This is a genomic window from Arthrobacter sp. Soil_C_60 (genome assembly GCF_057656375.1).
Genome location: NZ_JBDGKM010000002.1, coordinates 419,174 through 444,385, shown reverse-complemented (window position 1 = coordinate 444,385; position 25,212 = coordinate 419,174). Strand labels below are relative to the sequence as shown.

Below are 25,212 nucleotides of genomic sequence, written 5' to 3'. Positions count from 1 at the left end.
GCCCCACTCTACTCAGCAGAGCCGCGCGCCACACTGCGCTGATCTTAAAGACGTCCGGCGGGGGCCCAGCGTCAACGGCGGCGGAAGAGCGACTGGGGCAGGAACCGTCCCAGCAGGCGTTGCTGCCAGGAGCTTCTCGCCTTCAGCTGCCCGGCCACGACCGTAACGTCCTCCCAACGGCGGCTGTTCACCGGCGGCTGGGCAGGGGTTTGCGGATTGGCGTAGGCGGCGTATTCGTACCCTGTGCGCAGCCGTTCCAGCGCGGCGGCGGGCTCGCCTTCGAGGGCGCCGCTTGCCGCCAGCCGCTGGTGGAAGGCCCGGGCGGACTCCTCCGGCGCGGACGGCGCTCCATAGTCCGCAGCGACGTCGAGCGTTTCCTCCCAGGCCAGCAGGGCCGACTGGCGTTCCGGCACAGCCGGCGCGAGCAGCTGGGTGCGGCGTTTCCGCGTTCGCGAGGTGCGCAGCAGCATAGGGGACAGGAGGGCCAGGAGCAGGGCGGCCGCACCGGCTGCGCTCCACAGCCGCGGCGCCAGGCTTTCCGCCTCGGTGCCGGTGCCGGCTTCCGGTGCTGCGCCCGCCGAGGGCAGCGGCAGGGTTGGCCCGGCACGAGGATTGAGGTTTTCTTCCTCCGCCGGATTCGGAACAGGCGTCACTTCCGCCTGCGCGTAGTCGGGCACTGCGCCGCGCCCCGGCGTCGGCTCGAACGCGACCCAGCCGAGGTTTTCGAAGTACAGCTCGGGCCAGGCATGGGCGTCGCGGGAATCGATCTCGTATTCGGTCAGCTCGCGACCGTCCATGTCGACAACTTCACCGGTCTCATCACCGGGCGCGTAGCCGACGGCAATCCGGCTGGGGATGCCGGCGGTGCGTGCCATGATCGCCATGGTCGAGGCGTAGTGCGTGCAGTAGCCGGACTTTTCCTCCAAGAAGGCGCCCACCACGTCGAAGCCGCTCTGGTCGTAGCCGCCGTCCACCGGGGCCTCTTCCGAGTAGACGAAATCCGGGCCGCGCAGGTAGCTCTGGATCGCCATCGCCTGCTCATAGGGCTCGGTCAGCCCATCGAGCACGTCGGCGGTGGTTTCCTCGATGATGTCCGGCATGCTGTCGGGCAGTTCGGTGAAAATGTCATCCACTACGGGAGCGTCGATTGACTCGGCTGACTCCAGCCCTTCGCGGGTCAATGCTGGTTCCACGCTGCGCACCGTATAGTCCTGGTCCGCGCTGGTGGTGTTGCCGGAGCCGCGGATGGCCAGCGTGCGCGGATCCCAGGTCCAGTTGCCGCTCAGCCCGTCCACTTCGGCGGGCGCGTAGGGGGCCGGGAGCCAGGGACTGGTGAAGGAACCCGTGCTGATGACGGTGGTGGTCACCTCGCCGCGCTCCATTAGCTCGCGCGTACTCCGGGTGCCGATCCGCTCGACCCCCGAGCGCTGAACGCCGTCGGAATCGGTGGGCCGCCAACGGGCGCCGGCCAGGTTCTCCAGCGTCACGGAACGGATATACAGCGGGTCGGCGGAATCTGTGGCGTAGGTCATCCGGCCGAAGGCCCCGGGCCGACGCAGGTTGTCGCCCAGGCTGACGATGGGATTGAGCCCGGTGGGCGCGCCCAGCCAGTTCAACCGGGATCCCTGCGGAAATGCTCCGCTGGTGAAGCCCGGAATCGCCAGCGGCAGCAGCAGCGTCACCGCCAGGCCCGCTGCGCCAATGGAGGCGGCCCGGGTGAACTGCCCGGCACGCACGGTACCCGCGGGGGTCTGGTCGTCCCCGGCCAGCCACTGCGCGCACCCCAGGATCAGCAGGAAGCCGATGGCTGCGGCCAGGAAGCCCACCACTCCGAGGCTGTTGGGCTTGATGATCGCCGGCACCATCAGCACGGCGAGCAGCCCGCCCCCGGCGGTGGCAGGCATCTGCAGCGGGACCGCCACCGTATCCACGAGCAGCGCCACCAGCCCGATACCGACACACGCGACCATGACGATACCGGGCGTTGCGAGCACGGGCGCCACCTGCGAGATGACGGTCTCCTGTGCTTGGTCGACCATCGGGCCCAAGGCCCGGAAGGCTCCCGGACCCGGGATCACGCCCAGGAAACTGGTGGACGCGAAGAACATCAGCGTGACGGAGCCAGCAAGACCCGCCAGCCCCAGCAGCGTGGCGGCAACCGCAGGCCAGTTCAGCGCCCGTCCCAGCGCCGTGCCGGCTTCAACACAGAGGACCGTGAAAAAGATGTTGCCCAGCCAAGTCCAGCCTTCGATGACGCCGTTCAGGTTGGCGGCGGTGAGCACCACCGCCGCGGCGATTGCGGCGGATATGAGCCAAGGCCCGGAGCCAGACGGGAGGCGCCGTCGTGAGCTGTTGTCCGGTGCGAGGTATTCCGGCGTTCCGGCGCGGGTGCCGTGTCCCGGTCCGCGGTCCAAGGTGGCCGTCATCGCCGGCCTCCCCGGGAAGCGGTCGGGGAAGGGACGGGGCCAGCCGCGGCGGGGCCGGACCGGGCGGTGGACGCCGTGACCGGTGCCTGCGCATCGAAGTAGCTCCACGCCGCCGGCAGCGAAGCCTTGGCATTGACCGCCACCGCGCGCCAGCCGCCGTTGCGCAGAGCCTCGAGCACCGGCGAGGAGTCGTGCGGATGGTCGGTGACCAGGATGGCGAAGGCGTGCGAGCCGAACTCGGCGGCCGGGGCCAGCAGGCGGGCTTCGGCCGCGGAGATGTTGCCCAGCAAGGCCAGCAGCGGGCCCTTGAGTTTGTGCGCGGCGAGTTTGTCCATCAGTCGGTCCCCGAACGTCTCCGCCCCCGGCAGCGGCCGGTCCGACCTGCGGTGCGGGTCCTCCGCGAGCCCCAGCGCGGCCAGGCCCTCCGCCAGGTTCTGGTAGCCGGCCGGGCCGACGAAGCTTTCGTCCTCGGGCCACGGCGCCGAGGGGGAGCGCAGCAGGCCGGGCTCGGCGTGGACGTCGAGCAGCCGCACCGTGTAGTTGCGCTGGATGAAGTCATGCGCGGCCGAGGCCACCGCCGTGACCGCCCATTCGAACGCGGGCGAACTGTGCAGCAGCTCTCCGCCGTCGTGCTCCGCGGACAGCGACGGCAGCAGCCCGCTGCCGAACGTGTGCACGCGCTGATCCAGAATGATGGTGGCCTGCGGTGTGGTGACGGATTCCTCCTGCCGGACCATCAGCTCGCCCTGCCGCGCGGTGGCCGCCCAATGCACCCGGCGCATCGGATCGCCGTGCCGGTATTCGCGCGTCATGACGTCGTCGTCGCTCGGGTTCGCCTGCCGCCGGGTGCTGGCGGTGCCGTCCGTGCCGCGAGCGCCGGTCAACGACGTCGGCGGCAGTTCCACCGGCGCCGGCGTGACGATGAGTGCGGAGACTTCGCCCAAGTTGTGCCTGTGCCGGGCCAGCCCGAACGGGTCCTCGAAGTCCGCGGTGACGGGGCCGATCCCGAACATCCCGCGCTTGCCGGAGCGCAGCCGGTACTCGTAGATGCTCTCGCCGGTCCGCGTCGGATAGCGCGCGGGGAAGCGGAACGTGGGGGAGCGGCCGAACCGGTGCGGCAGCTGCTCCTCCATATACGCGATGCCACCGAAGCTGCCGGTGCGCCGGACGGAGAGCTGCACGTGCGTGATCAGCCCGGTCTCCACGGAGGCGGGCCGGAATTTGCGTTCGACGGCGAAGCGCGGCTTGAGCACCACCATCACCGCCGCGGCGAGCAGGGGCAGGGCGATGAGGAAAACCGCCAGGCTCAGCAGGTCGCGGCGGCCGAAGATCTGCGCCAGCAGCAGGGCGACGACGCCGGCAGCGAGCAGTCCCCAGCCGCGCATCGTCACGTAGCGGGCGGGCAGCCAGCCGAACCGGTCCATGGCGCTTGACCTACACAGCGGGACGGCGGGATTCGCCGTTGACCGGAACCTTGGCCAGGATCGACGCCACGATCCCGGGCGCGTCCTCGCCGGCGGTCACGGCTTTGCGGTCCAGCATCAGCCGGTGCGAGATCACCGCCTCGGAGACTGAGGCGATGTCGTCCGGGAGCACAAAATCCCGGCCGTCCAGGGCGGCCGCGGCCTTGGCGGCCCGGAGGAGCTGGAGCAGCGCGCGCGGGCTGGCGCCGAGTCGCAGGTAGGGGTGCTCGCGGGTGGCCCGGCCGATGTTGACGGTGTACTCCTTGACCGCGGGGGAGACGTAGACGTCCTGCACCGTGGCCACCATGGCGCGGACGTCCGCCATGCCCACCACGGGCCGGACATCGGCCAGCGGGGAGGTGGACTGGTGGTTTTCCAGCATGTCCATCTCCGCGCGCGGGTCCGGGTAGCCCATGGAAATCCGCGCCATGAAGCGGTCGCGCTGGGCCTCCGGCAACGGGTAGGTGCCTTCCATCTCGATCGGATTCTGGGTGGCCACCACCATGAACGGCGGCTCCAGCCGGTAGGAGCGCCCGTCGACGGTGACCTGGTGTTCCTCCATGCATTCCAGCAGCGCGGACTGCGTTTTGGCTGACGCGCGGTTGATCTCGTCCCCGATGACGATGTTGGCGAAGACCGGCCCGGGCCGGAACTCGAAGCTGTGCTTGTCCTGGTTATAGATGGAGACGCCGGTGACGTCCGAGGGCAGCAGATCGGGCGTGAACTGGATGCGGTGCACGCTGCAGTCGATGGTGCGCGCGAGCGTTTTGGCCAGCATGGTTTTGCCGACGCCGGGCACGTCCTCCACCAGCAGGTGACCCTGGGCCAGCAGCACGGTCAGCGCCAGCCGCGCGGCTTCCTCCTTGCCGTCGATCACCGTGTTGATCGCCGAAAGGATGCGCCCGCACGCCTCATGGAAGTCCACCAGCGGCAACCGGCCGACGTCGTTAATCACCTGTCCGTTGGTGGCCGTGCCCGCAGCAGCGGTTGCCCCGCCGGCACCTGCCTGCCGCGCGGGATCCGATACTGCCGCCTGCTGCTGGATGTCCATGGAAACCTTCCGCTAGCCTTCCCCCCGGGGCCGGATGTACCAACACTACTGGCAGAACTTTCCGGAGGGTAGGGCCTGAAACGTTTCTTTCGGGCGCCGGCGATAACCTAGAAGCATGCCGAACTACCTCGCAGTCCAGCCCGGAGAAACGCCCGCCCCGTATGTCGCCGAAGCACCGTCGCCCGCGGAAGGGCGCGCCCGCAGCGCCGAAGAGGAAAACAGCGGACGACGGCGGCGGCTGCAGTATCCGCCGGCGCCCGAACCCCTGCCGGTGCCGGTGATGGACAACCACACGCACCTGGATTTCCGCGACGGCGACGTGCAGGTCAGCGCCACGGAGGCACTCGACGCCGCCGAGGCGCTGGGCGTCCGCGGTGCCGTCCAGGTCGGCTGCGACCTGGAGTCCTCCCGCTTCACCATCAAAGCGGTAGAAGCAGACGCAAGGTTGCTGGGCGCCGTCGCACTCCATCCCAACGATGCGCCGGCACTGGGGGAGGCCGGCACGCTTGAAGATGCGCTCGCCGAGATCGAAGCGCTCGCCGCCCATCCGCGCGTGCGGGCCATAGGCGAAACCGGCCTGGACTACTTCCGCACGGAGGGGCCTGGCCTGAAAACGCAGGAGTATTCCTTCCGCCGGCATATCGACATGGCCAAGCGGCTGGGCCTGGCGCTGCAGATCCATGACCGCGACGCGCACGAGGATGTGGTCCGGGTGCTGCGCGAGGAAGGAGCGCCCGAAAAAGTGGTCTTCCACTGCTTCTCCGGCGACGCGGAACTGGCCCGGATCTGCAACGAGAACGGGTGGAATATGTCCTTCGCCGGCACCGTAACCTTTAAGAACGCGGGCGACCTGCGCGAGGCCCTGGCCATCGCCGATCCCGGCCTGGTGCTGGTGGAAACCGACGCCCCCTTCCTCACCCCGCACCCCTACCGCGGCAGGCCCAACGCGAGCTACATGATTCCCTACACAATGCGTGCCATGGCCGACGTTTTGGACAAGGATCTGGCGCAGTTATGCACAGAGGTGTCACAAAACACAGAAGAAATTTACGGCACTTTGTGAGCTAAGTTACTGCGGAGTATTTTTCCTAGTCAGCCCCGGTTTTCCGACGTTTCACCGGGGCTGACTTGGGACGTTCGGGCGTGACCAAAACGAGATTTTGGCCGGACTCGAGTTGGAGATGCATCACGGTTCGGTTACGGTGGGGAGCTAATGGCCGGGGTCGGGGAAGGCAACCGGACATGAATTCACTCGCTTGAGGCAAGTTGGACGTTCCGTTCGTACGCCCAAACCCTCTCGTCTAGTGCTGCCTGCACAAAGCATCGTGCCGTGCGATTCGGCGCGCGACTGCTCGTGTCCAAGTCCCCGTGCCCGGGAAACGTTAAAAAAGTTGGGTACCGTGGCAAACGCACTGAAGAACCGCTGGGTAAAAATTGCCGGGCAAATGATCGTGATGACTGCACTCGTGCTGGGGCTCGTGGCCTTCGTCGGCAACAACAAGTCAGTGACCCTGACTGTTGACGGCCAGGCCAGCAGCGTCTCGACCTTCGGCAGCACCGTCCAGGACGTCCTGAACGACGCCGATGTCCAGGTGGGCGAGCTGGACGAAATCACTCCGTCCGCCAGCGCCGAGATCACCGACGGCAGCAGCATCCAGGTCATCACCGCCAAGCCGGTCAAGCTGACCCTGGACGGCACCAGCAAGACAGTGCACTCCACCTCCGCCACCGTTGAGGACCTCCTCCACGAGCTCGGCGTCGAAGAGGATTCCGAACTTTCCGCCCCGCTGGATGCCGAACTGGCCAGCGTGAGCACGGTGACCATCACCACCCCGAAGACCGTTTCCATCACGGTGGACGGCGAAACCAAGAAGAAGATTACGACGGCGGCCACCATCGGTGAGCTGCTGAAGGAACAGAAGATCAAGCTGGGCAAGGACGACGAGCTCTCCGACCCGAAGTCCACGGAGATCAAGGACAAGCTGAAGCTCAAGATCACCCGCATCGACCGGGATCAGAAGATCGAGGTCACCGAGCCGATCGAGTTCGAGACCGAGACGAAGAAGGACTCCTCGATGTACGAGGGCGAGCAGGAGATCACCCGCTCCGGCGTCACCGGTGAACGCACCAAGACCTACGCCCTGGTGCTGGTGGACGGCGAGGAAACCGAGCGCGAGCTGGTCAGCAACGAGATCACCCGCAAGCCGGTCACCGAGCAGGTCAGCGTCGGTACCAAGGAACGCCCGGCCCCCGAGCCCAAGGCTCCTTCCGGCAACGACAACACCAACGTCGGCGGCACCTGGCAGGCCCTCGCCCAGTGCGAGTCCGGCGGCAACTGGGCCATCAACACCGGCAACGGTTACTACGGCGGCCTGCAGTTCAGCCAGAGCTCGTGGATCGGCGCCGGCGGCGGCAAGTACGCCCCGCTGCCGCACATGGCCAGCCCTTCCGAGCAGATTGCCACCGCAGAGGTCCTGCGCAGCAGCGGCGGCTGGGGCCACTGGCCGGCCTGCTCAGCGAAGCTGGGCCTGCTCTAACCGCAGCAGCATCATCCCATCGGCAGGACCCGGGCGCGGCCCCGGGTCCTGCCGGTGTTTAAGGTGCATTCATAGTGCCGTCGGAGACGCAGTTCAGGACGTTCGGACCCACGTTCAGGCACTTCTGCCCACCTTTAGCATTCAAGTAACGCTCTGACGTGGGGGGATGCTGACGGCCGATTCAAAACATGGGTTTGAAGCTCCCGGCCCGCTCGTCCCGCCCCGCTCGGCCCGCTCGGCCCGGGCCGATGGGGCCGTGTTGCGAGCTGGCTGCCCGTTTCGCCCCGGCCGGCCGGGATCAGCCATGGGCCACCCGGCGTTTAAGGTGCGGCAGAGATCAGCGGCTACGATGGCACAGTGACAGAAGCGAATTCTTCCTCAGGGCTGGCCGACGACGGCTCGGCGTCGCCAACCCGCGAGGGCGCGGCAACGCCTGCGAACGACGGCGGCCGCCCGGCTGCTGGGGGTACGGCACCTTTGCTGGGGGCGGCCGACATCAGGCGGCTCGCGGACGAACTGGATGTCCGTCCCACCAAGACCCTTGGACAGAACTTCGTTATCGACGGCAACACGATCCGCCGGATCGTTGCCGCAGCACATATCGATCCGCAGGAAACCGTGCTCGAGGTGGGCCCGGGCCTGGGCTCGCTGACGCTTGGCCTGCTGGACGCGGCCAAGCATGTGGTCGCCGTCGAGATTGATCCCAAACTTGCCGCCAAGCTGCCGGCCACCGCCGCCCGGCTCCGTCCGGATGCAGCCTCCCGGCTCGACGTCGTCCTTGCGGATGCCATGAGGGTGACCGAGCTGCCGCAGCAGCCCACCGCGCTGGTGGCCAATCTTCCGTACAACGTGGCCGTGCCCGTGGTGCTGCACCTGCTGGAGCATTTCCCCTCGCTGGAGCACGGGTTGGTCATGGTGCAGGACGAGGTGGCGGACCGGCTCGCGGCAAAACCGGGCTCGAAGATTTATGGCGTTCCCAGCGTCAAGGCGGCCTGGTACTCGCAGATGCGCAAGGCCGGCGTGATCGGCATGAACGTGTTCTGGCCCGCGCCGAAAATTGCCTCCGGACTGGTGGAGTTCACGCGGCACGAGCCGCCCGAAACGAGGGCAACGCGCAAGGAAGTCTTCGCCGTGATCGATGCGGCCTTCGCCCAGCGGCGGAAGACCCTGCGCGCCGCCCTCGCCGGCTGGGCCGGCAGCCCGGCCGCTGCCGAGGATGCCCTGCGCGCGGCGAACGTGGACCCTAGCGCGCGCGGCGAAGTGCTGGACGTCCAGGCCTTCGCGCGGATTGCCGAATTCAAACAGCCCTTGATGGCGTGAGCTAAGACCCGGTGGAGGAGGCAATGAGCATGTCCAGAAAGCGTTCGGTTCGGGTAATGGCCCCGGGCAAGATCAACGTGTCCTTCCGGATGGGCCCGCAGCGCCTGGACGGCTACCACTCCGTGGCCAGCGTCTATCTGGCCGTGTCGCTCTACGAGGAAGTCACCGCTACAGCGCGCGACGACGACCGGGTCACCGTGAGCGTGCGCAACGGCTCCACGCTGCCGCTGGAGCTCGACGACATCCCGCTGGACGAATCCAACCTGGCCGTCCAGGCCGCGCAGCTGATCCGCTCCATGGCCGAGCGGCCCACCGGCGTGCATCTGGACATCACCAAGCGCGTACCGATCGCCGGCGGCATGGGCGGGGGATCGGCCGACGCCGCGGCAGCTCTGGTCGCCTGCAGCGCGCTCTGGGATACCGGCTTTTCCCGCGAAGAGCTTGTGCGCATTGCCTCGGACCTCGGCGCCGACGTGCCCTTCGCCATCCTCGGCGGAGTCGCCGTCGGGCTTGGCATCGGGGACCAGCTGACGCCGGCGCTGGCGCGCAAGGACATGAACTGGGTGCTAGTGCCGGCCAGCTTCGGCCTGTCCACCCCCAAGGTCTACGCCATGGCGGACCAGTTGCGCGAAGAGGCCGGATTCGAGGCCAGTGAGCCGGAGGGCGTGGACCCGGCCGTGCTGAAGGCCATGCATGCCGGGGACGTGGACTCGCTGGCGAACGCCGTGGGCAACGACCTACAGGCTGCCTCGATGGCGCTCGCGCCGGAGCTGGCCGATATCCTTGAACTGGGTGTCGCCGAAGGCGCGCTGGCCGGACTGGTCTCCGGCTCTGGCCCGACACTGGCGTTCCTCGTGGCGGACCGGCTCGAAGCCGAGGACCTTGCCCAGCGGCTCTCCGACGTCGCCGGCGTGGCGGCGCTGCCGGTCCACGGCCCGGTCCACGGCGCGCGCATCATGGCCTGATCGGGCTCGGCCCGCCCCGCCCCGATAACTTCACCTACACAGCAACAGAAAGTATCACCTTGGCCCACCTGCTTGGCGCGGAAAACATCAGCGTCTCCTTTGCCACCCGCACCGTCCTGGACTCGGTTTCCATCGGCTTGAACCAGGGCGACCGGGTCGGCATGGTAGGCCGCAACGGCGACGGCAAGTCCACGCTGATGCGGCTGCTCGCGCAGCGCACGACGCCGGACGAGGGCCGCGTGACCAAGCGCGGCGACGTCAACATCGGATACCTCGACCAGCAGGATGTGCTCAACGGAGACCTGCCCGTGGGCGAGGCCATCGTCGGCGACCAGGCGGACCATGAGTGGGCGTCCAACCCGCGCATCCGCGAGATCATGGGCGGCCTCGTCGGTGACGTGGACTGGCACGCCAAGGTCTCCCTGCTCTCCGGCGGGCAGCGGCGCCGCGTGGCCCTGGCCAAGCTGCTGATCGAAGACCACGACGTCATCATGCTGGACGAGCCCACCAACCACCTGGACGTGGAGGGAGTGTCCTGGCTGGCCAGGCACCTGAAGGAGCGCTGGCGTCCCACCGAGGGCGCGTTCCTGGTGGTCACCCACGACCGCTGGTTCCTGGACGAAGTGTGCACCCGGACGTGGGAGATCCATGACGGCATCGTGGACCCGTTCGACGGCGGGTACGCGGCCTACGTCCTGGCCCGCGCCGAACGCGACCGCATGAACGCCGTCGTCGAAAGCAAGCGCCAGCAGCTGGTCAAGAAGGAACTGGCCTGGCTCCGCCGCGGCGCACCCGCCCGCACGGCCAAGCCCAAATTCCGCATCGAGGCGGCCAACGAGCTGATCGCCGACGTGCCGGAACCGCGCGATACGGTGGCGCTGAACAAGGTGGCCACCGCCCGGCTCGGCAAGGACGTGCTGGATCTGGAACACATCTCCTACACGCCCCCGCCCCGGGAAGGCGCCGAGGCAAAGAACGACGGCGGCAGGCCCCTGTTCGACAACATCACCCTTCGACTGGCGCCGGGCGAGCGGCTGGGCCTGGTGGGGGTCAACGGCGCGGGCAAGACCACGCTGCTGCGGCTGCTCAACGGCGAGATCGAACCGGATTCCGGCAAGGCCAAGCGGGGCAAGACCGTGAAGACCGCCATCCTCACGCAGGAAGTGCGCGAGCTGGACGACGTCTCGGACCTGCGGGTCATCGAGGTCATCCAGCGTGAACGCCAGGTCTTCAACGTCGGCGGCAAGGAAGTATCCGCCGGTCAGCTGGTGGAGCAGCTGGGCTTCAACAAGGAGAAGCAGTGGACCCCCGTGCGGGATCTTTCCGGTGGTGAGCGCCGCCGGCTGCAGCTACTGCGCCTGCTGGTGGGGGAGCCGAACGTGCTGATGCTGGACGAGCCGACCAACGACCTGGACACCGACACGCTCGCGGCGGTGGAAGACGTACTGGACGGCTGGCCCGGGACCCTGGTGGTTGTCTCGCACGACCGCTACCTGCTCGAACGCGTGACCGACCACCAGATGGCGCTGCTGGGCGACGGCAAGCTCCGCGGCCTGCCCGGCGGAGTGGACCAGTATCTGGAACTGCGGGAGGAAGCACTCGCCGCCGGCGACGGAAAGGTGGGGCCGTCGTCGTCCGCAGGTGCCGCATCCGCAACGGTTCCGGTCGGCGAAAACGGCGCTGCCCAGCACCGTTCCGGCGGTTCAGCACCGTCCTCGACGCACAGCGAGGCCGAAAAGAGGCAGGCTAAGAAGGACCTGAACCGGATTGAGCGCCAGCTGACCAAACTGACCCAGCAGGCGGACAAGGTCAAGGAACAGATGACGGCCGCCGGCTCCAAGGCCGACGCGGACTTTGAGCAGCTTGCCGAGCTGAACAAGAAGCTGCAGGAGATCGGCGCCGAGCAGGAAGAGCTTGAGATGGAGTGGCTCGAGGCCTCCGAAGTCCTCGAGTAGCTTCCGCACAGGATCTAGGCAGGGGGCTAGGCGGGCTGATTTGTGCGGCCGCGGCTTGCATAAGCCTGGACTTCAGCCCTGGTGGCGAGCCCCAGTTTGGCGAGAATGCTCCCTACATGGTGTTCCACCGTGCGCTTGCTGATGAATAGCCGCGCCGCGATCTGGCTATTGGACAAGCCGTCGGCGATGAGTTTCAGCACTTGGTCTTCCCTCGTGGTCAGCTCGCCGCCGGCCCGGGGGAGATGCTGGGAACGGTGTCCTAGGGAGCGGAGGACCTGGGCTGCCGCATCGGCGTCGTAATGAGCGCCGAGCTGCTGGAAGTCCCGCAAAGCAGTCAGCGCTTCCGCGGTGGCTAGCTCCGGTTGGCCTGCGGCCACGGCCCGGGCCAGGGCCAGGCGGCTGCGGGCCTGTTCGAGGGGCAGGCCGGCAGCACCGAAAGCCACCAGCGCCATCTCCAGATGTCCGCGGGCAACACCGGCCGCCCCGGCGCCGGCGCCGCCACTACTTTCGGTGGCCAGGCGGCACAGCCCCACGGTGTACTCAGCCAGCGCTCTGTACTGCCCGAGGCCGGTCGCTGCGGCGATAACACCCAGTTCACAGCCGAGGCCGGATGCTTCGTCCGGACGCCGTGCGGCCAAATGGACCTCAGCGAGGAGCGCTATTTCCGGTGCCACCAGGACGGAGCCGGCGGCCGCCTGGAGATGCCGGCGCAAGACGGCCGCCGCGGCCTCGGTGTCGCCGTTCATCAGCCGGAGCCGGGCCAGCGGCTGGACCGCGGCCGGATCCGACTCGTAGCCCTGCAACAGGGTGGCCGCTTCTTCCACTCTGCCCTGACGGAGACGCAGGTCAGCCAGCCGCACTACTGCACCGCCGCGCAATGCCCGTAAGCCGCCGTCGTAATCTTCGATGGCGCGCTCCAGCCGGTCCTCGGCCTCGGCCCAACGGCCCGCGGCGGTGAGGATGCCGCCGTAATGCATCGCGCAGATCGCCGGTACCCATGCCGCGTGCTGGTGGTGGCCGAAACCGGCAGCAACCTCCATCCATTGCTGGGCCCGGCTGACATCGAGGGTCAGCTCGGAGCAGAGCAGCATCTTGCAGTAGATTTCGCCGGCGGCCTGGTAGTCGCGGACCTCGCCGCTGGTGGCAGCGGCCGCGGCTTCATCAATGAGCCGCAAGCCCGCGCCGATGCGGCCGCCGAGTACCAGCGCCAGGCCTTCGTAACTGCGGGCACAGAACTCCAGATCCGGTTCGCGCAAGCGCCGGCCAAGTTCGGTAGCGGCCGCGGCATGGGCGCGCATCTGGGCAGGGTCGAGGGTGCCAAGGCACTGGGCCAGCTGCACCCACCCGGCCTCCACGCAATTGCCTGCGTCGCTGACGAGGGTGGTAGCCCGTGCCAGCCAACCGTCCGCGGCAGCCGTATTTGCGTAGACCGCGTCGTACAGGAAGCTGAGCTCGCGGGCGGCGATTAATGCCGGAAGCCGGAATTCGCCGCGCCGGCGGAACAGGGTGAAGGCCTTTTCGTAGAGTCCGATGGCAGTCTCGAAGTCCCCGGCCCATTCAGTGGCTCTGGCCAAGCCGTAGGCGGCCTCGGCAGTCGCCCCGTAATCAAGCGCCAGGCTGAAGAATGACAGCGCTGCCCGCCAGTCCCCGCCGTCGAGTGCGGCGCGGCCGTCCTCGAGAAGCTGCTCCGGGGTGGAAGCCATGACCTATTTTACGTCCGGCCTGCGTGGAGGAAAGGGCTGGAAAATAGGTGCACGCACCGATGTCCGCGCGCCCGGATCGATCGATCCTTGTAGCAATACGGCATTGCGAAACACATAAGACCGGGCGAAAAGGTGAGAATAATGGCCAGTACAGAGAGTTTCCAGCTGGAAAAAGCAGCGGCCGAGGCTTACGAGGCAAAGTTCGTTCCCGCGATGTTCGCGGAGTGGGCGCAGCAGATGGTAACCGTGGCCGGAGTGACCCGGGGGCAGCGGATCCTCGATGTTGCCTGCGGTACTGGGATTGTAGCCCGCACGGCGGCGGAGATAACCGGGGCGGAAGCGGTGACCGGCGTGGACATTAACCTCGCCATGCTAGCCGTGGCTGCCAGGGCCCGGCCGGAGATCAGCTGGCTGCAGGGTGACGCGGCCGCGCTGCCCGTGCAGGACGACGCCTTTGACGTAGTGCTTTGCCAGATGGCGCTGATGTTTTTTCCGGATGCCGTGGCGGCGCTGCGAGAGATGCGCAGGGCGGCGGTCGACGGCGGAACAGTTGCGGTTGTGGTCCCTGGGCGCCTGGAGGACCAGCCAGGCTATGGGCCCTTCGTGGAACTGGTCTCGCGCCATGCGGGTTCCGCCGCCATGTCGCTTCTAGGCGTTTATTGGGCCTGCGGCGACCTGGAAAAACTCAAGCGGCTCATTGCCAAGGCGGGTTTGCTGGAGGTGGAATCCCATATGCACATCGGCAAGGCCAAGTACTCCTCGGCCGCGGATTTCGTGGCGGTGGAAGTAGAGAGCACCCCGCTGATGGCGCGATTGAGCGAGGACCAGTTTGCCAGCATCAGTGCGGAAGCGGCTGCCGTTCTGCAACCTTTCACGGAGGCAGACGGTTCGCTGACAGTGCCGTTGCAAGGACACCTAGTCCTCGGGCGCAAGTTCAACGGGCGCAGGCCCTAGCAAGCCACGTAGCCACGACGCGTCCGCTATGACTTTGGCGCGCCGCGGTTCTCCCAGAGCCCGGCGGCCCGGATTGACGCCTGGATCTTGGTGGCCGCGGAGTGCAGGGCGTTGCGCTCGTCCTCGGACAGCGGGTCGAAAACGTTCTCGCGGACAAAGCTCACGTGTCCCGGGGCCGCCTGCACTATGGCCTTGTGTCCGGCGTCGGTCATTGAAATGTTGAATCCGCGCGCATCGGACTCGCACTCCGTCCGTGCCACCAGGCCCTTGGCCTCCATCCGCTTGAGCAGGTGGGAGAGCCGGCTCCGCTCCCAGTCCAGCGCCTGGGCGATGTCCCGCGCCCGCATGACGCCGTCCTCGGCTTCGGAGAGCGCGGCGAGCACGGAGTACTCCACGCCCGAGAGTTCAGAGTCGCGGATCAGCTGGCGGTCCATGGCGGATTCGAAGCCCCAGATGAGTTCGCGCAGCGCGCGCCAAACTTCCTGCTCCTGCTGATCGAGCCACCGCGTGTCCGAGCTCACTAAACTTCCCCCTCCAACTATGGTTGACAATTCAAGTGTCCCCTGTGCATGATTGACATGTCAACAAATCAATGACGTGTCAACAACCTGAAGGGGTTATCCACATGACCAAGATTGCAATCGTCACCGGCAGCACCCGTCCGGGCCGCAACAACAAGGGCGTAGCCGACTGGGTTCTGTCCCAGACCGCAGGCCGCACTGACGCCGAATTCGAACTTGTCGACATCGCAGACTTCAACCTCCCCTTGCTGGACGAGGCCTACCCGGCCATGTACCAGAACTACCAGAATGACCACACCAAGACCTGGTCCGCCAAGATCAACGAATTCGATGGCTTCATCTTCGTTACCGGCGAGTACAACCATACTCTGACCCCGGCCCTGGCCAATGCGCTGTCCTACCTGAACGTGGAGTTCAATAACAAGGCAGCCGGCATCGTCTCCTACGGTTCCATGGGTGGCGCCCGCGCCGCCGAGCACCTGCGCAATGTGCTCTCCGAGCTGCAGATTGCCCACGTCCGCAACCAGGTCATGTTCTCCCTGTTCACCGACTTCGAGAACTTCTCCGACTTCAAGCCGACCGAGCAGAACGCCGGCACCCTGGCCCCGATGCTCGATCAGCTCATCCCGTGGACCCGCGCCATGGAGGCCGTCCGCGCCGAGGCAGCCGTCGCCGCCAGCTAAGGCTGTCGGCCCCCGCGCGCCGGCCCACCAGCCAGCGTCGCGGAGCTCCAAGCTGCAAGCGCTCTGTTCCCCCACCTGCCCATGAGGGGGAACGGAGCGCTTGTTCTTTTAATCCACCCCGTCTATTAATCCACCGTACGGTGCTGCCTATGTCCTCATGACGGCCGATTGGATACGATCGATGCGTCAGAACGGGTAACGGCGTGGTCGGGGAGGCCGCGGCGATTGCCGGCAGGGCTGAGAAGAATTCGACGGGGAGGAAGCACGCATGCGGCAAGGACCAGGACGGGGCGGTCCCGGACCGCACCGGCAACCGGCGCAACCGAGGCAAGCGAGGCAACCCGCGCCATCGGGCCAGCTGTGCACCTGGCTGGGAAGGTGTCCCTGTGAATGAGCGGCAGGAAGCACGACGGCGGCTGGTGCTGGCGGTGGGGGTGGTCCTGATCGTCTTCGGTATTGCGGCATTGGCCTGGGCCTTCGTGCTGCTCGGGCGCTGAGCCACCATGGAACTACCCCGTGGAATCGGCCAGCCGGCTACCCGTGCGTTGAACGGCGAGGGTATTACGAGTCTTGAGCAGGCGGCCGCGTATACAGAGGCTCAATTGCTGGCCCTGCACGGCTTGGGGCCCAAGGCCATCAGAGTGCTCCGCGAGGCATTCGCGGAGCACAAGCTGGACTTTGCCTAGTCCAGCGGTTCGGGGTCGCCCACACCCAGCAGGTAGGACGCGATGGCCTCGTGAAAAACATCCACCCGCCGGCTGCCCGGGACCAGGGAGGAATTCCCCTCGAGCAGGCTGCGGAAGGCGAGGCCCTCGATCAGTGCCGTAAAGCCGCTGGCGAGTTTGGCCGGTTCCGTTGAGCCCAGCGCTTCGAAAAGCTCCAGCGCCCGCGACTGCGAGAACAGCGCGTCCGAAATCGTTCCCCGGAACTCTTCGCGCTCGGAGAGCTCCAGGGCCAGGGCCACGCGCGCTTTGATGTGGTGCGGGCGGGTGCTCAGCTGGATGTCGAGGTACTGGGCAATACGAGTGGCCACATGCTCAATGTCCATGCCCTCTTCGACAGTCCGCGGCGCCTCCAGATGGGAGTTCTCGAAGTCCGCCATCGAACGCTCGCGCAGGTACTCCAAGGCGCCTGCCAGCAGTTCGTCCTTTGTCCGGAAGTAGTAGCTGGTGGAGCCCGTCGGCAGGTTCAGGTGCGCATCCACGGCCCGGTGTGTCAGGGCCCGTAGGCCCTCGTGGGCGATGATTTCCGTGGTGGCTTCTGTCATCAGGGTCCGGCGCTGCGCCTTGTCGTCGTGCGCGGAGGTTTCCGGGCTGTGATGGACCTGCGGTAATGCTGCTTCCACGGGGGAGGCTCCTGATCGTTCGATGTACTCTACAGATGTAGAGTACCTTGTCTGAAAGGAAAGGAATGACGTGTTGAGGGGCAAGTCGCAGACCAAGCAGGAAATTCTGGCGCACTTTGCGCATCGTGCGGCAGCGGCTGGCTTCGATCTCGACGAGTACCAGCTCCAAGCCATCCGGCAACTGGCGGAGGTTGCCGCCAGGACAGTTAATGCTTCCACCGCGCACGCTCCCAACGTAGCCTCCGCACTGGCATCGAGCAATAAGAAGCGGCGGAATCTCTACCTCTGGGGTCCAGTTGGCCGAGGCAAGAGCTGGCTGGTCAACGAGTTCTTCGCTGCGCTGCCGTTGGAAGGCAAGAAGCGCTGGCATTTCCACGACTTTTTCCGCGAGCTGCATGCCCGCCGCCGCGAAGCGCAGGATTCGCCGTCGCGGCCGGCCGGTACCAGCGCCGTGGACCTGGCCATTGACTCGCTGCTGCGGGACTGCACCCTGCTGGTCCTGGACGAATTCCATGTGCACGATCCCGGTGACGGCCAGCTGCTGGCCCGTTTCCTGCGCGCACTTTTCTCCCGCGGCATTGCACTGGTCACCACCTCCAACTACCCGCCGGGTTCCCTGATGCCCAACGGCCTCTTCCACGATCTGTTCGCTCCCACCATCGCCCTGATAGAAAAACACATGCAGGTGGCCGGCGTCGCCGGCCCGGTGGACTACCGCTCCCTGCCTTCAAATAACGACGGCGGCCGCGAAGGTCCGCGGTTCAGCCACGGCAGTGTGATCAGCTCCGGAACAGGTGACCTGGTCCGCGCGCTCGACGAAACCGGCCTGTCCGTGCCGGAACCGCACGAGGCGGTGGAATTGCGGCCCACCACGTGGCCGCTGCCGGCGCTGCGCGTAACGGAGACGGAACTCTGGTTTGATTTCCGGCAGCTTTGCGAGACGCCCACCGCCACCCAGGACTACCTTGCGTTGGTTCGGCCCCGGCGGCACTGGGTGATTACCGCGGTGCCGTCCCGGGAGGAGATCAGCATGAACGGCTGGCAGCGCTTCAGCAATATTGTGGACATCCTCTACGACGCGGACATTCCGCTGACGTTGATCAGCGAAGTACCCCTGGACCTGAGCCCGTCGGAGAGTCCCTCCGCCGTCGATATCGCCCGCATCGCCAGCCGCCTCGGGCAACTTAAGGCAGCAGCCTGGGTCAACTGAAGGCCGCGGTGTGGGCCAACTGCAGGCCAGCGTGAACCAACTCAACGCCGCGGCCCACACAATAGGGTAGACCGTCCGTTGTGCCACCTGCTCATTCCAGCGATTCCTGGTTCACGGCCTCACTGCGTCTGATCCCGGGCTCAGGGCTGCGGCGGCGCGAGAGTGCTACGCCGAACAGGCATACCGCCCCGCCGATCACCGCGATCAGCGTCGGCACTTCGCCCAGGAACAGGAGCCCGAGCACAATGGCGGCAGGCGGCACCAGGTAAGAGGAAACGATGAGCTGCCCGGCCGGCATCTTGGTCAGCGCGTACCCCCAGGTGCTGAACGCGATGGCGGTCGGCACCACGCCGAGGTAGATGACGCCCAGGATGGACGCGGCCGAAGCATCCTGCAGGTCAACGATGAGTTCGCCGGTGAACGGCAGGGCGGTAACGGTGCCGATGGCACAGGCCAGCCATGTCACCTGCGCCGCGGGCACTCTTCGCAGGGCAGGTTTCTGGAGCAGCACGCCTACCGAATAGGTCAGCGCCGCTACCAGCGCCCAGATGACGCCGGTTCCGCTGCCTGCAGCGCTGTCTGCACTTGTGCCGAAGCCGATCAGCAGTACGCCGATGAAGGCCACGCCGGCGCCGATCGCGAGCCATTTCGGAATGCCTTCGTGCAGGAAAACGCCCGCACCCAGGGCGATCAGGATCGGAGCGAAGTTCACGATCATGGCCGTGGTTCCGCCATCGAGCGTTTGCTCCGCGGTATTGAGGGCAACGTTGTAAACGCCGAACCACATCACGCCGCAACCGATGATTAGCAGCCATTCCCGTGGACTTGGTTTCACCCACGGCCGGCCGATTAGTCCGATGGCCAGGACTGCGGCGCCGACGCCCAGCCGCAGCAGGGCGAGGGAACCTGGCTCGAAGTCCGTTCCCACGCCGCGGATCACAATGAACGCGCTGGCCCAGGCGAGCACGGTCACCGCGACGGCAACCAGGACGAGCGGGGTCAACGTTTTCGTCAACGGTTTGACCGGCACGGAAGGCGTAGGGGAGCTCACGCCGTCAGATTATCCGACTCCTCCACACGGCACACCGGCCGGCGGCGAGGATGGCAGTTCCTTGCCGATAGTTGTCAGCTTCTCGCCGGGAGTTCTTCCACCACGCTGGTGCCTCGTTCCGGGCGTGATTCCCACTGCCAGGTTTCGTGCAGCCGGATGCGCCCGTCCTCGAGTACCTCCAGCTTGCTTGCGCACACTCCGTTGGCGGTCTGCAGGTTGATGTTCAGGTGCGAGTAGCGGAAATCCAGCCGGTCGCCGTCGCGCGTTCCCACCAGATAACCGCGGACAACGGCGCCGCCGGAGTATTCCGCCCAGATCATCCTGCCGTCCTGGCTGTAGTGGAAGCGCGTGGTGCGCCCGACCTCGCCCGATGCAGTGTTGGCCACGGCGGCGAAGACTTTCCCGTCAAGGACGGCCTGCACAGCGGCGGGATCGGGAGCCTCGGCATCGTCGTCCTCCTCGGTGCCTGCCCCGGCGTCGATGCCTTCTTCAGGCTCGGCATCCTTCACAGGGTCGGCGGCTTCAGCGGACTCGACCTCGGCGCTGGCTCCGGAGTCCTCAATGGCTCCGGCGTCCGGCACGGCGATGGCCGGCTGGTCCTCGGCCGGAAGTAATCCTGCGTCCGTTTCCATCTGGCCGCCGGGCAAATCCGAAAAACTGGTCGCTGAGACTGATTGAGACATGGATACAGAGTAGAGGCCATCACGAAAAGGTCACAATGACCGGGCGTGTTGAACCCGTCTAGGAATGGAATGTTTCACCTATCCGGGTCAATCGCTGCGTTCAAACAGTACTGTGCTTGATCACCCGCACTCCCACGGCCAGACCAATGACGGCGGTAACCACCGCCGCGACGACGCCCCACAAGGTGTCCCAGCCGAGCCCGCCGGCGAACAGCTCCCGCTCGGCGTTGACCATGTAGGTCAGCGGGTTAAACAGGCTCAGCACCTGCATCCAGCGCGGACCCGCTTCGATGGGCAGCATGATGCCGGAGAGGATCATCAGGGGGAACAGCAGTGTCTGCTGGACGCCCCAAAACACCCACTCCTTCCCCTGCGTCACCAGCGCCAGCGCGTAGGAGAGAGCACCGAGGCCGATGCCGAAGATCCCGATCACCACGAGTCCGAAAAGCACGTGCAGCGGATAAAACACGAACCCGAACGGGATGGAGGCCAGCGCGATCACCAGACCTTGCAGGACCAGCGGCGCCCATTCCTTCAGCGCCCGGCCGATCAGCAGCGAGGAACGGGACAGCGGTGTGGCCAGGATCCGCTCGTAGGAGCCGGTCATCAGCTCGTACTGCAGGTTCGAGCCGGTCATGGAGGTGCCGAACAGCGCGATCATGACGACGACGCCGGGCAGGAACCACTGCAGCGAGGACTCGCCGCCGAAGGCCTCCGCACCCACTGCCGCCCCAAGCAGTGGCCCGAAGAGGGCCAGAAACACCAGCGGCTGCACCAGCGAAAAGATCAGCGAGAACGGATCCCGGACGACCAGGAGCATTTCCCGCCAGAACACGTACTTGGTGTCCTGCAGGATCCGCCCGACCCCGGGTTTCCTCACGGCGGTGCCGGCGTCAGCGGCTTGCTGGAGCTGCATCAGACTTTGCCTCCTTCGCGCAGGCTGCGGCCGGTCAGTTCGAGGAAAACATCGTCGAGGGTGGGCGGTTTCAGCTCCAGGCGCAGGGCCGGCGCACCGGCATCGTTCATGTCCTTGAGCAGTCCCGGTGCCAGCCGTGCGCCGTCGGGGAGCCGAAGACGGAAGCGGATGACGCCGTCGTACGCTGTTTCTTCCAGCTCGCCTGCGGCCGCCGCCCGGCCGAGCAGGCCCCGCACCTCCGGCGCCGCGGCAGCCGAGACTTCCACCGCCAGCAGGTCGCCGGCCAGCTCCGCCTTGAGCCGGCTGGCCGTGTTGTCCGCAATGATCTCGCCGTGGTCGATGACGATCACCCGCTCGGACATCGTGTCCGCTTCCTCCAGGTAATGGGTGGTCAGCACGATGGTGGTTCCGTGCTCGTGGCGCATGCGCATGATGTGTTCCCACAGATTCGCGCGGTTCTGCGGGTCCATGCCTGTGGACGGCTCGTCGAGGAACAGCAAGCTGGGGGAGTGCATCAGCCCCAGCGCCACGTCCATGCGCCGCCGCTGACCGCCGGAGAGCTTGATGACGGTGCGCTTCTTCAGCTCCTCCAGTTCCAGCGACTTGAGCAGCTGGTCTGCCCGTGAGTGCGCGTCGGTAGTGTTCATCCCGTAGAAGCGGCCCTGCATGATGAGCTCGTCGATCACACGGTAGCTGTGCCCGCCGCCGTTGCCCTGCCCGATGTAGCCGATGCGCGAGCGCACCCCCGCGGGGTCCGCGATGACATCGACCCCTGCCACCCGCGCGGATCCCGACGTCGGCGCCAGCAGCGTGGTGAGCATGCGCAGAGTGGTCGATTTACCCGCGCCGTTAGGCCCGAGGAACGCGACCAGCTCGCCGCGCTCGACGTCGATGTCCACGCCCTTGACGGCCTGGATTTTCTCCTTCTTAACGGTAAAAGTCTTGCTGAGCTTCCTCGTGTGGATCATGGCGACCCCTGGTCGACGGCATTCGCGATGTCAAAACGCTACGCCTGCGGCAGGAGCGAGTCCATGGGATCGCGAAGCTATGTGGACATCCTCTTCCTGGTTCCGGGAAATGGGGCCCTGTCCTGCACAGCCCACAAGCGCTATAGGCTGGGGCGATGGAGCCGCTGTATGAAGCCGGAGCCGGCCGCTGGCTGGAACCGCTGCTCAGTCCTGCCGGCAACGACGTGCATTCGGTCTGCGGGACGGCTATCCCGCCTACGCCAGGATCTTCCACCCCGCTCAGCGGGACCGTCCGGCGGAAACCGGCTCCTGGCACGGACACCCCATTGGTGAAGTTGCCGACATCCGTAGCGAATCCGTTACCTGGACGGCCGTCGCCGGCGCCTTCGGCAAGACAATGCATGCGGCGGCGCAGTTCCATCGGCATCCTCTGGCCGGAGGACCAGGCGTGGGTGCTCGTCACCGAAATCGACTTCGACTCGACGGTTGTTTGCGGCAGCCAGGATCTCGTCACCGCCCTCGTCAGAGATCCGGCGCTTGAGGCCCTGATCATCCGCGAGGGAACAGATCTCGCTTGGGACGCAGACGCTGAAAACCGTTCCAGCTATTAACAAGTCGGTGGAGCAGCGCGTGCGGCTTCCCATCAGTGCTAGGTAAGCGGAAACCGATCAATCGCTGTCGAGTATCTGGAAAATGTCTAGGTGAGTATTCGAGACACGCAGAACCTCAATTGAATCTGCTGTTTCAACATAGAAGAAGATGTAGGGGAAGACTTTCAGGCTATGGTGCCGGACCTTTTGGAGCGATAGCAACTCCGAAAATCGGGTTGAGCCTGCGGCAGGAAAATCCGCAATGAATGCGGCGGCCTCATCGACAGCATCGAGAAATTTCAACGATAGATCTTGTTCTTGCTCAGCGTAGTACTGAGCGGCGTTCCGGAGATCCTCTGCCGCGGTCTCGCGGTAGACGACCCGTCCGTTCATCCGTGCTGCCTACGCAATTCGGTAATGAGTTGTTCATGAGTGGGGCCAGACGGAGACTCGACCCCTTCGAGGAGCAGGTTCCGCAATTTTTCTTGGGCAGCTTCTCGCTCATCGTTCCGAATTAAGTGACGAACGAATTCACTCGTTGACGTATAAGCGCCTTCATGCACTCTGCGGTCGACATACGCCTTTAGATCCTCACTGAGCGCGATGTTCATCGTCACGGTCTTCATATGAAAATATTACGGACTCTTGGCAAACCTTGCCAAGGGGCGGCTGTCCGAATGCACGTCGAAGGGGCGCATGCAGGGCGATTAGAGTTGTACACCTGATGCCTTTTCCGCATCCATCCCTCTCCACGCCCACATCACCACGTATAAGGAACAGCCATGCCCGCCCCGGCCCCTGCCACCAAGCCAGCACTGACTCCCGATGAGCGGCAGTCCGTACTGCGCACGCTGAAGTCCCCGCGGCTGCTCAAGACCGAGGTGCTCGCCGGCCTGGTGGTCGCGCTGGCGCTGATTCCCGAGGCCATCGCGTTCTCGGTGATCGTGGGCGTGGATCCGCGCATGGGCCTGTTCGCGTCATTCATCATGGCGGTGACCATCTCGTTCGTCGGCGGCCGGCCGGCGATGATCTCGGCCGCGACAGGCGCGGTGGCGCTGGTCATTGCGCCGGTGATGGCCAGCCACGGCGTTCAATACTTGATTGCCACGGTGATCCTCGGCGGCATCTTCCAAGTGCTGCTCGGCGTGCTGGGCGTGGCCAGGCTGATGCGGTTCATCCCCCGTTCGGTCATGATCGGCTTCGTGAACGCGCTCGCGATCCTCGTGTTCGGTTCACAAGTGCCGGAGCTGCTGGGCGTGCCGTGGCTCGTCTACCCCATCACCGCCGTCGGCCTTTTGATTGTCTTCGGCCTACCCAAGCTAACGACGGCGGTGCCCGCGCCTTTGGTCGCGATCGTCGCCTTAACGCTGGTGACCGTGCTGGCCGCCATCCAGGTGCCCACCGTGGGGGACAAGGGGCAGTTGCCGGACAGCCTGCCTGGCCTGTTCATCCCCGATGTCCCGCTCACGCTGGACACCTTCCGGACCATCGCACCGTATGCGCTGGCGATGGCTTTCGTCGGGCTGCTCGAATCCCTGCTAACCGCCAAGCTGGTGGACGACATTACCGACACCCGCTCCAGCAAGACGCGCGAGTCCTGGGGCCAGGGCGTGGCCAACATCGTCACCGGTTTCTTCGGCGGGATGGGCGGCTGCGCGGTGGTCGGCCAGACCATGATGAACGTGAAGGCGTCCGGCGCCCGCACCAGAATCTCCACCTTCCTGGCCGGCGTGCTGCTGTTGCTGCTCGTGGTCGTGCTTGGTGACGTGGTGGCGCTGATCCCGATGGCCGCGCTCGTGGCCGTGATGATCTACGTGTCCATCGCGACCTTCGACTGGCACTCCATCAAGCCGTCCACCCTCAAGCACATGCCCAAGTCGGAGACGGGGGTAATGGTGAGCACCGTCGTCGTGACCGTGTGGACGCACAACCTCGCCATCGGCGTCGGAGCCGGCGTGCTGGTCGCCATGGTCCTTTTCGCCCGCGGGGTGGCGCACTTCGTGACCGTGGAGCGCACCGTTCTGGAGGTCAACGGGGAGGAGACAGCTACCTACCGCGTGGACGGCGAACTGTTCTTCGCTTCGTCCAACGACCTCTACACGCAGTTCAACTACGCGACCGATCCGCAGCACATCATCATCGACATGCACGCCTCGCATCTGTGGGATGCCTCCACCATCGCCGCACTGGATTCCATCGCGGAGAAGTACCGCAGCCTTGGAAAAACCTTGGAGATCATCGGGCTGAACGAAGCATCCGTGCTGATGCGCGAGCGCCTGGCGGGCAAACTCAACGGCTGACCCGCTGGCAGTGCGGAGAATCTCGGGCTTCTCGAAGCCGTCTGCCGGTGACCAGACCGTTGTATTTCGGAACGGCGCGTTTATCCAATAGTTATTGGCCCTTGGTGTCGGGCAGGAGTATTCTTTTCATACCGGAAAGTTGCCTACGTACAACGTTCCGTCGGTATTTTTTGGGGTCCAGCTAATGTGCGCCGGTGGCTAATATGTGCCCGCACATTCCAGACGTGGCCGGGTCCGATGACTACCCGTCCCGAAAAGAGGAATCCGCTTGCTTCAGCGGAATTAGTTCCTCGCACCGTCCGGTGCCGCATCCTCGGTGCGGCACCGGACTTTGTTAAACGGGAAACTTCCGGCCAGTTGTGCTCCCGCCTGCAGTTTCGCCCGGCTAATCTCGAAAGGTACCTTAGTCTCCGGCGTTGAAAGTATGGGCTTTTGTTACGGAAATTGATAGCTTTAACCGACAGGGCGGAACTTGTTAGCAACCCTTGAACTTCATATCCGCAGGAAAAAGCACTTTTGAATTGCGCATTGTTCACGGTTATTAGACCGCCTTGGGTCTGGCCCCAACCGC

23 protein-coding genes are annotated in these 25,212 nt (G+C 65.8%); 11 read left to right on the top strand and 12 right to left on the bottom strand.

Annotated features, from left to right (window positions below):
• Positions 1-71: 71 nt before the first annotated feature.
• From AC3A4M_RS05815 to AC3A4M_RS05805, 3 genes are read right to left on the bottom strand one after another with little or no spacing between them, the layout of a single operon-like run.
• The gene (locus tag AC3A4M_RS05815; protein WP_498734563.1) at positions 72-2,426 is read right to left on the bottom strand and encodes a transglutaminase TgpA family protein; all 2,355 of its coding nucleotides are present in this window, start codon (positions 2,424-2,426) and stop codon (positions 72-74) included.
• Positions 2,423-3,850, bottom strand: a complete 1,428-nt coding sequence (locus tag AC3A4M_RS05810; RefSeq protein ID WP_498734561.1) for a DUF58 domain-containing protein — start codon at positions 3,848-3,850, stop codon at positions 2,423-2,425. The genes AC3A4M_RS05815 and AC3A4M_RS05810 overlap by 4 nt, the downstream gene beginning before the upstream one ends.
• Before the next feature lie 10 nt (positions 3,851-3,860).
• The gene (locus AC3A4M_RS05805; protein ID WP_498729220.1) at positions 3,861-4,940 is read right to left on the bottom strand and encodes an AAA family ATPase; all 1,080 of its coding nucleotides are present in this window, start codon (positions 4,938-4,940) and stop codon (positions 3,861-3,863) included.
• A 115-nt stretch (positions 4,941-5,055) separates the two neighbouring features.
• Between AC3A4M_RS05805 and AC3A4M_RS05800 the strand changes: the two genes are divergently transcribed.
• From AC3A4M_RS05800 to AC3A4M_RS05780, 5 genes are all read left to right on the top strand, one after another.
• Complete coding sequence (locus AC3A4M_RS05800) at positions 5,056-6,003, top strand: TatD family hydrolase (RefSeq protein WP_498734559.1); 948 nt, start codon at positions 5,056-5,058, stop codon at positions 6,001-6,003.
• 337 nt (positions 6,004-6,340) lie between these two features.
• Entirely contained in the window at positions 6,341-7,477 is a 1,137-nt protein-coding gene (locus tag AC3A4M_RS05795) for a resuscitation-promoting factor (protein ID WP_498734557.1), read from the top strand.
• A 480-nt stretch (positions 7,478-7,957) separates the two neighbouring features.
• Entirely contained in the window at positions 7,958-8,797 is an 840-nt protein-coding gene (gene rsmA, locus AC3A4M_RS05790) for a 16S rRNA (adenine(1518)-N(6)/adenine(1519)-N(6))-dimethyltransferase RsmA (protein ID WP_498729328.1), read from the top strand.
• Between the two features lie 29 nt (positions 8,798-8,826).
• A complete protein-coding gene (locus AC3A4M_RS05785) occupies positions 8,827-9,762 on the top strand; it encodes a 4-(cytidine 5'-diphospho)-2-C-methyl-D-erythritol kinase (protein WP_498729327.1) in 936 nt (311 codons plus the stop codon).
• 59 nt (positions 9,763-9,821) lie between these two features.
• Positions 9,822-11,717 (top strand): ABC-F family ATP-binding cassette domain-containing protein, encoded by a 1,896-nt coding sequence (locus AC3A4M_RS05780; protein WP_498734556.1) that lies wholly within the window; start codon positions 9,822-9,824, stop codon positions 11,715-11,717.
• A gap of 26 nt (positions 11,718-11,743) precedes the next feature.
• Here AC3A4M_RS05780 and AC3A4M_RS05775 read toward each other — a convergent pair whose 3' ends face one another.
• Positions 11,744-13,420 (bottom strand): LuxR C-terminal-related transcriptional regulator, encoded by a 1,677-nt coding sequence (locus tag AC3A4M_RS05775; RefSeq protein ID WP_498734554.1) that lies wholly within the window; start codon positions 13,418-13,420, stop codon positions 11,744-11,746.
• 141 nt (positions 13,421-13,561) lie between these two features.
• Here AC3A4M_RS05775 and AC3A4M_RS05770 point away from each other — a divergent pair, with 141 nt between their 5' ends.
• A complete protein-coding gene (locus AC3A4M_RS05770) occupies positions 13,562-14,374 on the top strand; it encodes a class I SAM-dependent methyltransferase (protein WP_498734552.1) in 813 nt (270 codons plus the stop codon).
• Between the two features lie 26 nt (positions 14,375-14,400).
• On the opposite strand, the gene AC3A4M_RS05765 is transcribed toward AC3A4M_RS05770, so the two are convergent.
• A complete protein-coding gene (locus tag AC3A4M_RS05765; RefSeq protein WP_498734550.1) occupies positions 14,401-14,895 on the bottom strand; it encodes a MarR family winged helix-turn-helix transcriptional regulator in 495 nt (164 codons plus the stop codon).
• 104 nt (positions 14,896-14,999) lie between these two features.
• Between AC3A4M_RS05765 and AC3A4M_RS05760 the strand changes: the two genes are divergently transcribed.
• Together AC3A4M_RS05760 and AC3A4M_RS05755 are read left to right on the top strand one after the other, a co-directional pair.
• Positions 15,000-15,578 carry an NADPH-dependent FMN reductase gene (locus AC3A4M_RS05760; protein ID WP_498729211.1) on the top strand — a complete coding sequence of 193 codons (579 nt, stop codon included), beginning with the start codon at positions 15,000-15,002 and terminating at the stop codon, positions 15,576-15,578.
• A gap of 503 nt (positions 15,579-16,081) precedes the next feature.
• Positions 16,082-16,264, top strand: coding sequence for a helix-hairpin-helix domain-containing protein (locus tag AC3A4M_RS05755; RefSeq protein WP_498734548.1), 183 nt, complete (start codon positions 16,082-16,084; stop codon positions 16,262-16,264).
• Here AC3A4M_RS05755 and AC3A4M_RS05750 read toward each other — a convergent pair.
• Positions 16,261-16,923: a TetR/AcrR family transcriptional regulator gene (locus AC3A4M_RS05750; RefSeq protein WP_498729207.1), complete on the bottom strand. Its 663-nt coding sequence runs from the start codon at positions 16,921-16,923 to the stop codon at positions 16,261-16,263. The two genes, AC3A4M_RS05755 and AC3A4M_RS05750, sit on opposite strands and share 4 nt — an antisense overlap.
• A 73-nt stretch (positions 16,924-16,996) precedes the next feature.
• Here AC3A4M_RS05750 and zapE point away from each other — a divergent pair, with 73 nt between their 5' ends.
• Entirely contained in the window at positions 16,997-18,133 is a 1,137-nt protein-coding gene (zapE, locus tag AC3A4M_RS05745) for a cell division protein ZapE (protein WP_498734546.1), read from the top strand.
• Between the two features lie 91 nt (positions 18,134-18,224).
• Here zapE and AC3A4M_RS05740 read toward each other — a convergent pair whose 3' ends face one another.
• From AC3A4M_RS05740 to AC3A4M_RS05725, 4 genes are all read right to left on the bottom strand, one after another.
• A complete protein-coding gene (locus AC3A4M_RS05740) occupies positions 18,225-19,184 on the bottom strand; it encodes a DMT family transporter (RefSeq protein WP_498734544.1) in 960 nt (319 codons plus the stop codon).
• 74 nt (positions 19,185-19,258) lie between these two features.
• Positions 19,259-19,867 (bottom strand): avidin-fold protein, encoded by a 609-nt coding sequence (locus tag AC3A4M_RS05735; protein ID WP_498734542.1) that lies wholly within the window; start codon positions 19,865-19,867, stop codon positions 19,259-19,261.
• A gap of 100 nt (positions 19,868-19,967) precedes the next feature.
• On the bottom strand, positions 19,968-20,783 hold the full coding sequence (locus AC3A4M_RS05730) for an ABC transporter permease (protein ID WP_498734540.1): 816 nt from the start codon (positions 20,781-20,783) through the stop codon (positions 19,968-19,970).
• The gene (locus AC3A4M_RS05725) at positions 20,783-21,751 is read right to left on the bottom strand and encodes an ATP-binding cassette domain-containing protein (protein WP_498734538.1); all 969 of its coding nucleotides are present in this window, start codon (positions 21,749-21,751) and stop codon (positions 20,783-20,785) included. The genes AC3A4M_RS05730 and AC3A4M_RS05725 overlap by 1 nt, the downstream gene beginning before the upstream one ends.
• Positions 21,752-22,152: 401 nt before the next feature.
• On the opposite strand from AC3A4M_RS05725, the gene AC3A4M_RS05720 reads away from it, so the two are divergent.
• A complete protein-coding gene (locus tag AC3A4M_RS05720) occupies positions 22,153-22,362 on the top strand; it encodes a hypothetical protein (RefSeq protein ID WP_498734536.1) in 210 nt (69 codons plus the stop codon).
• A 57-nt stretch (positions 22,363-22,419) separates the two neighbouring features.
• Here the strand turns inward: AC3A4M_RS05720 and AC3A4M_RS05715 are convergent, their stop codons facing one another.
• Together AC3A4M_RS05715 and AC3A4M_RS05710 are read right to left on the bottom strand one after the other, a co-directional pair.
• A complete protein-coding gene (locus AC3A4M_RS05715; protein ID WP_498734534.1) occupies positions 22,420-22,734 on the bottom strand; it encodes a type II toxin-antitoxin system RelE/ParE family toxin in 315 nt (104 codons plus the stop codon).
• Entirely contained in the window at positions 22,731-22,952 is a 222-nt protein-coding gene (locus AC3A4M_RS05710) for a type II toxin-antitoxin system ParD family antitoxin (protein ID WP_498734793.1), read from the bottom strand. Before AC3A4M_RS05710 ends, AC3A4M_RS05715 begins: the two co-directional genes overlap by 4 nt.
• Positions 22,953-23,123: 171 nt before the next feature.
• Here AC3A4M_RS05710 and AC3A4M_RS05705 point away from each other — a divergent pair, with 171 nt between their 5' ends.
• A complete protein-coding gene (locus AC3A4M_RS05705) occupies positions 23,124-24,641 on the top strand; it encodes a SulP family inorganic anion transporter (protein ID WP_498734532.1) in 1,518 nt (505 codons plus the stop codon).
• Positions 24,642-25,212: the final 571 nt, after the last annotated feature.

What these genes read in the sequence shown, in the direction of transcription:
- AC3A4M_RS05705 (WP_498734532.1), top strand. Translation starts at nt 23,124, where the DNA reads ATGCCCGCCCCGGCCCCTGCCACCAAGCCAGCACTGACTCCCGATGAG.
- AC3A4M_RS05760 (WP_498729211.1), top strand. Translation starts at nt 15,000, where the DNA reads ATGACCAAGATTGCAATCGTCACCGGCAGCACCCGTCCGGGCCGCAAC.
- AC3A4M_RS05775 (WP_498734554.1), bottom strand. Translation starts at nt 13,420, where the DNA reads ATGGCTTCCACCCCGGAGCAGCTTCTCGAGGACGGCCGCGCCGCACTC.
- AC3A4M_RS05800 (WP_498734559.1), top strand. Translation starts at nt 5,056, where the DNA reads ATGCCGAACTACCTCGCAGTCCAGCCCGGAGAAACGCCCGCCCCGTAT.
- AC3A4M_RS05815 (WP_498734563.1), bottom strand. Translation starts at nt 2,426, where the DNA reads ATGACGGCCACCTTGGACCGCGGACCGGGACACGGCACCCGCGCCGGA.
- AC3A4M_RS05720 (WP_498734536.1), top strand. Translation starts at nt 22,153, where the DNA reads ATGCGGCGGCGCAGTTCCATCGGCATCCTCTGGCCGGAGGACCAGGCG.
- AC3A4M_RS05725 (WP_498734538.1), bottom strand. Translation starts at nt 21,751, where the DNA reads ATGATCCACACGAGGAAGCTCAGCAAGACTTTTACCGTTAAGAAGGAG.
- AC3A4M_RS05735 (WP_498734542.1), bottom strand. Translation starts at nt 19,867, where the DNA reads ATGTCTCAATCAGTCTCAGCGACCAGTTTTTCGGATTTGCCCGGCGGC.
- AC3A4M_RS05805 (WP_498729220.1), bottom strand. Translation starts at nt 4,940, where the DNA reads ATGGACATCCAGCAGCAGGCGGCAGTATCGGATCCCGCGCGGCAGGCA.
- AC3A4M_RS05755 (WP_498734548.1), top strand. Translation starts at nt 16,082, where the DNA reads ATGGAACTACCCCGTGGAATCGGCCAGCCGGCTACCCGTGCGTTGAAC.
- AC3A4M_RS05810 (WP_498734561.1), bottom strand. Translation starts at nt 3,850, where the DNA reads ATGGACCGGTTCGGCTGGCTGCCCGCCCGCTACGTGACGATGCGCGGC.
- AC3A4M_RS05785 (WP_498729327.1), top strand. Translation starts at nt 8,827, where the DNA reads ATGTCCAGAAAGCGTTCGGTTCGGGTAATGGCCCCGGGCAAGATCAAC.
- AC3A4M_RS05715 (WP_498734534.1), bottom strand. Translation starts at nt 22,734, where the DNA reads ATGAACGGACGGGTCGTCTACCGCGAGACCGCGGCAGAGGATCTCCGG.
- AC3A4M_RS05770 (WP_498734552.1), top strand. Translation starts at nt 13,562, where the DNA reads ATGGCCAGTACAGAGAGTTTCCAGCTGGAAAAAGCAGCGGCCGAGGCT.
- AC3A4M_RS05710 (WP_498734793.1), bottom strand. Translation starts at nt 22,952, where the DNA reads ATGAACATCGCGCTCAGTGAGGATCTAAAGGCGTATGTCGACCGCAGA.
- AC3A4M_RS05730 (WP_498734540.1), bottom strand. Translation starts at nt 20,783, where the DNA reads ATGCAGCTCCAGCAAGCCGCTGACGCCGGCACCGCCGTGAGGAAACCC.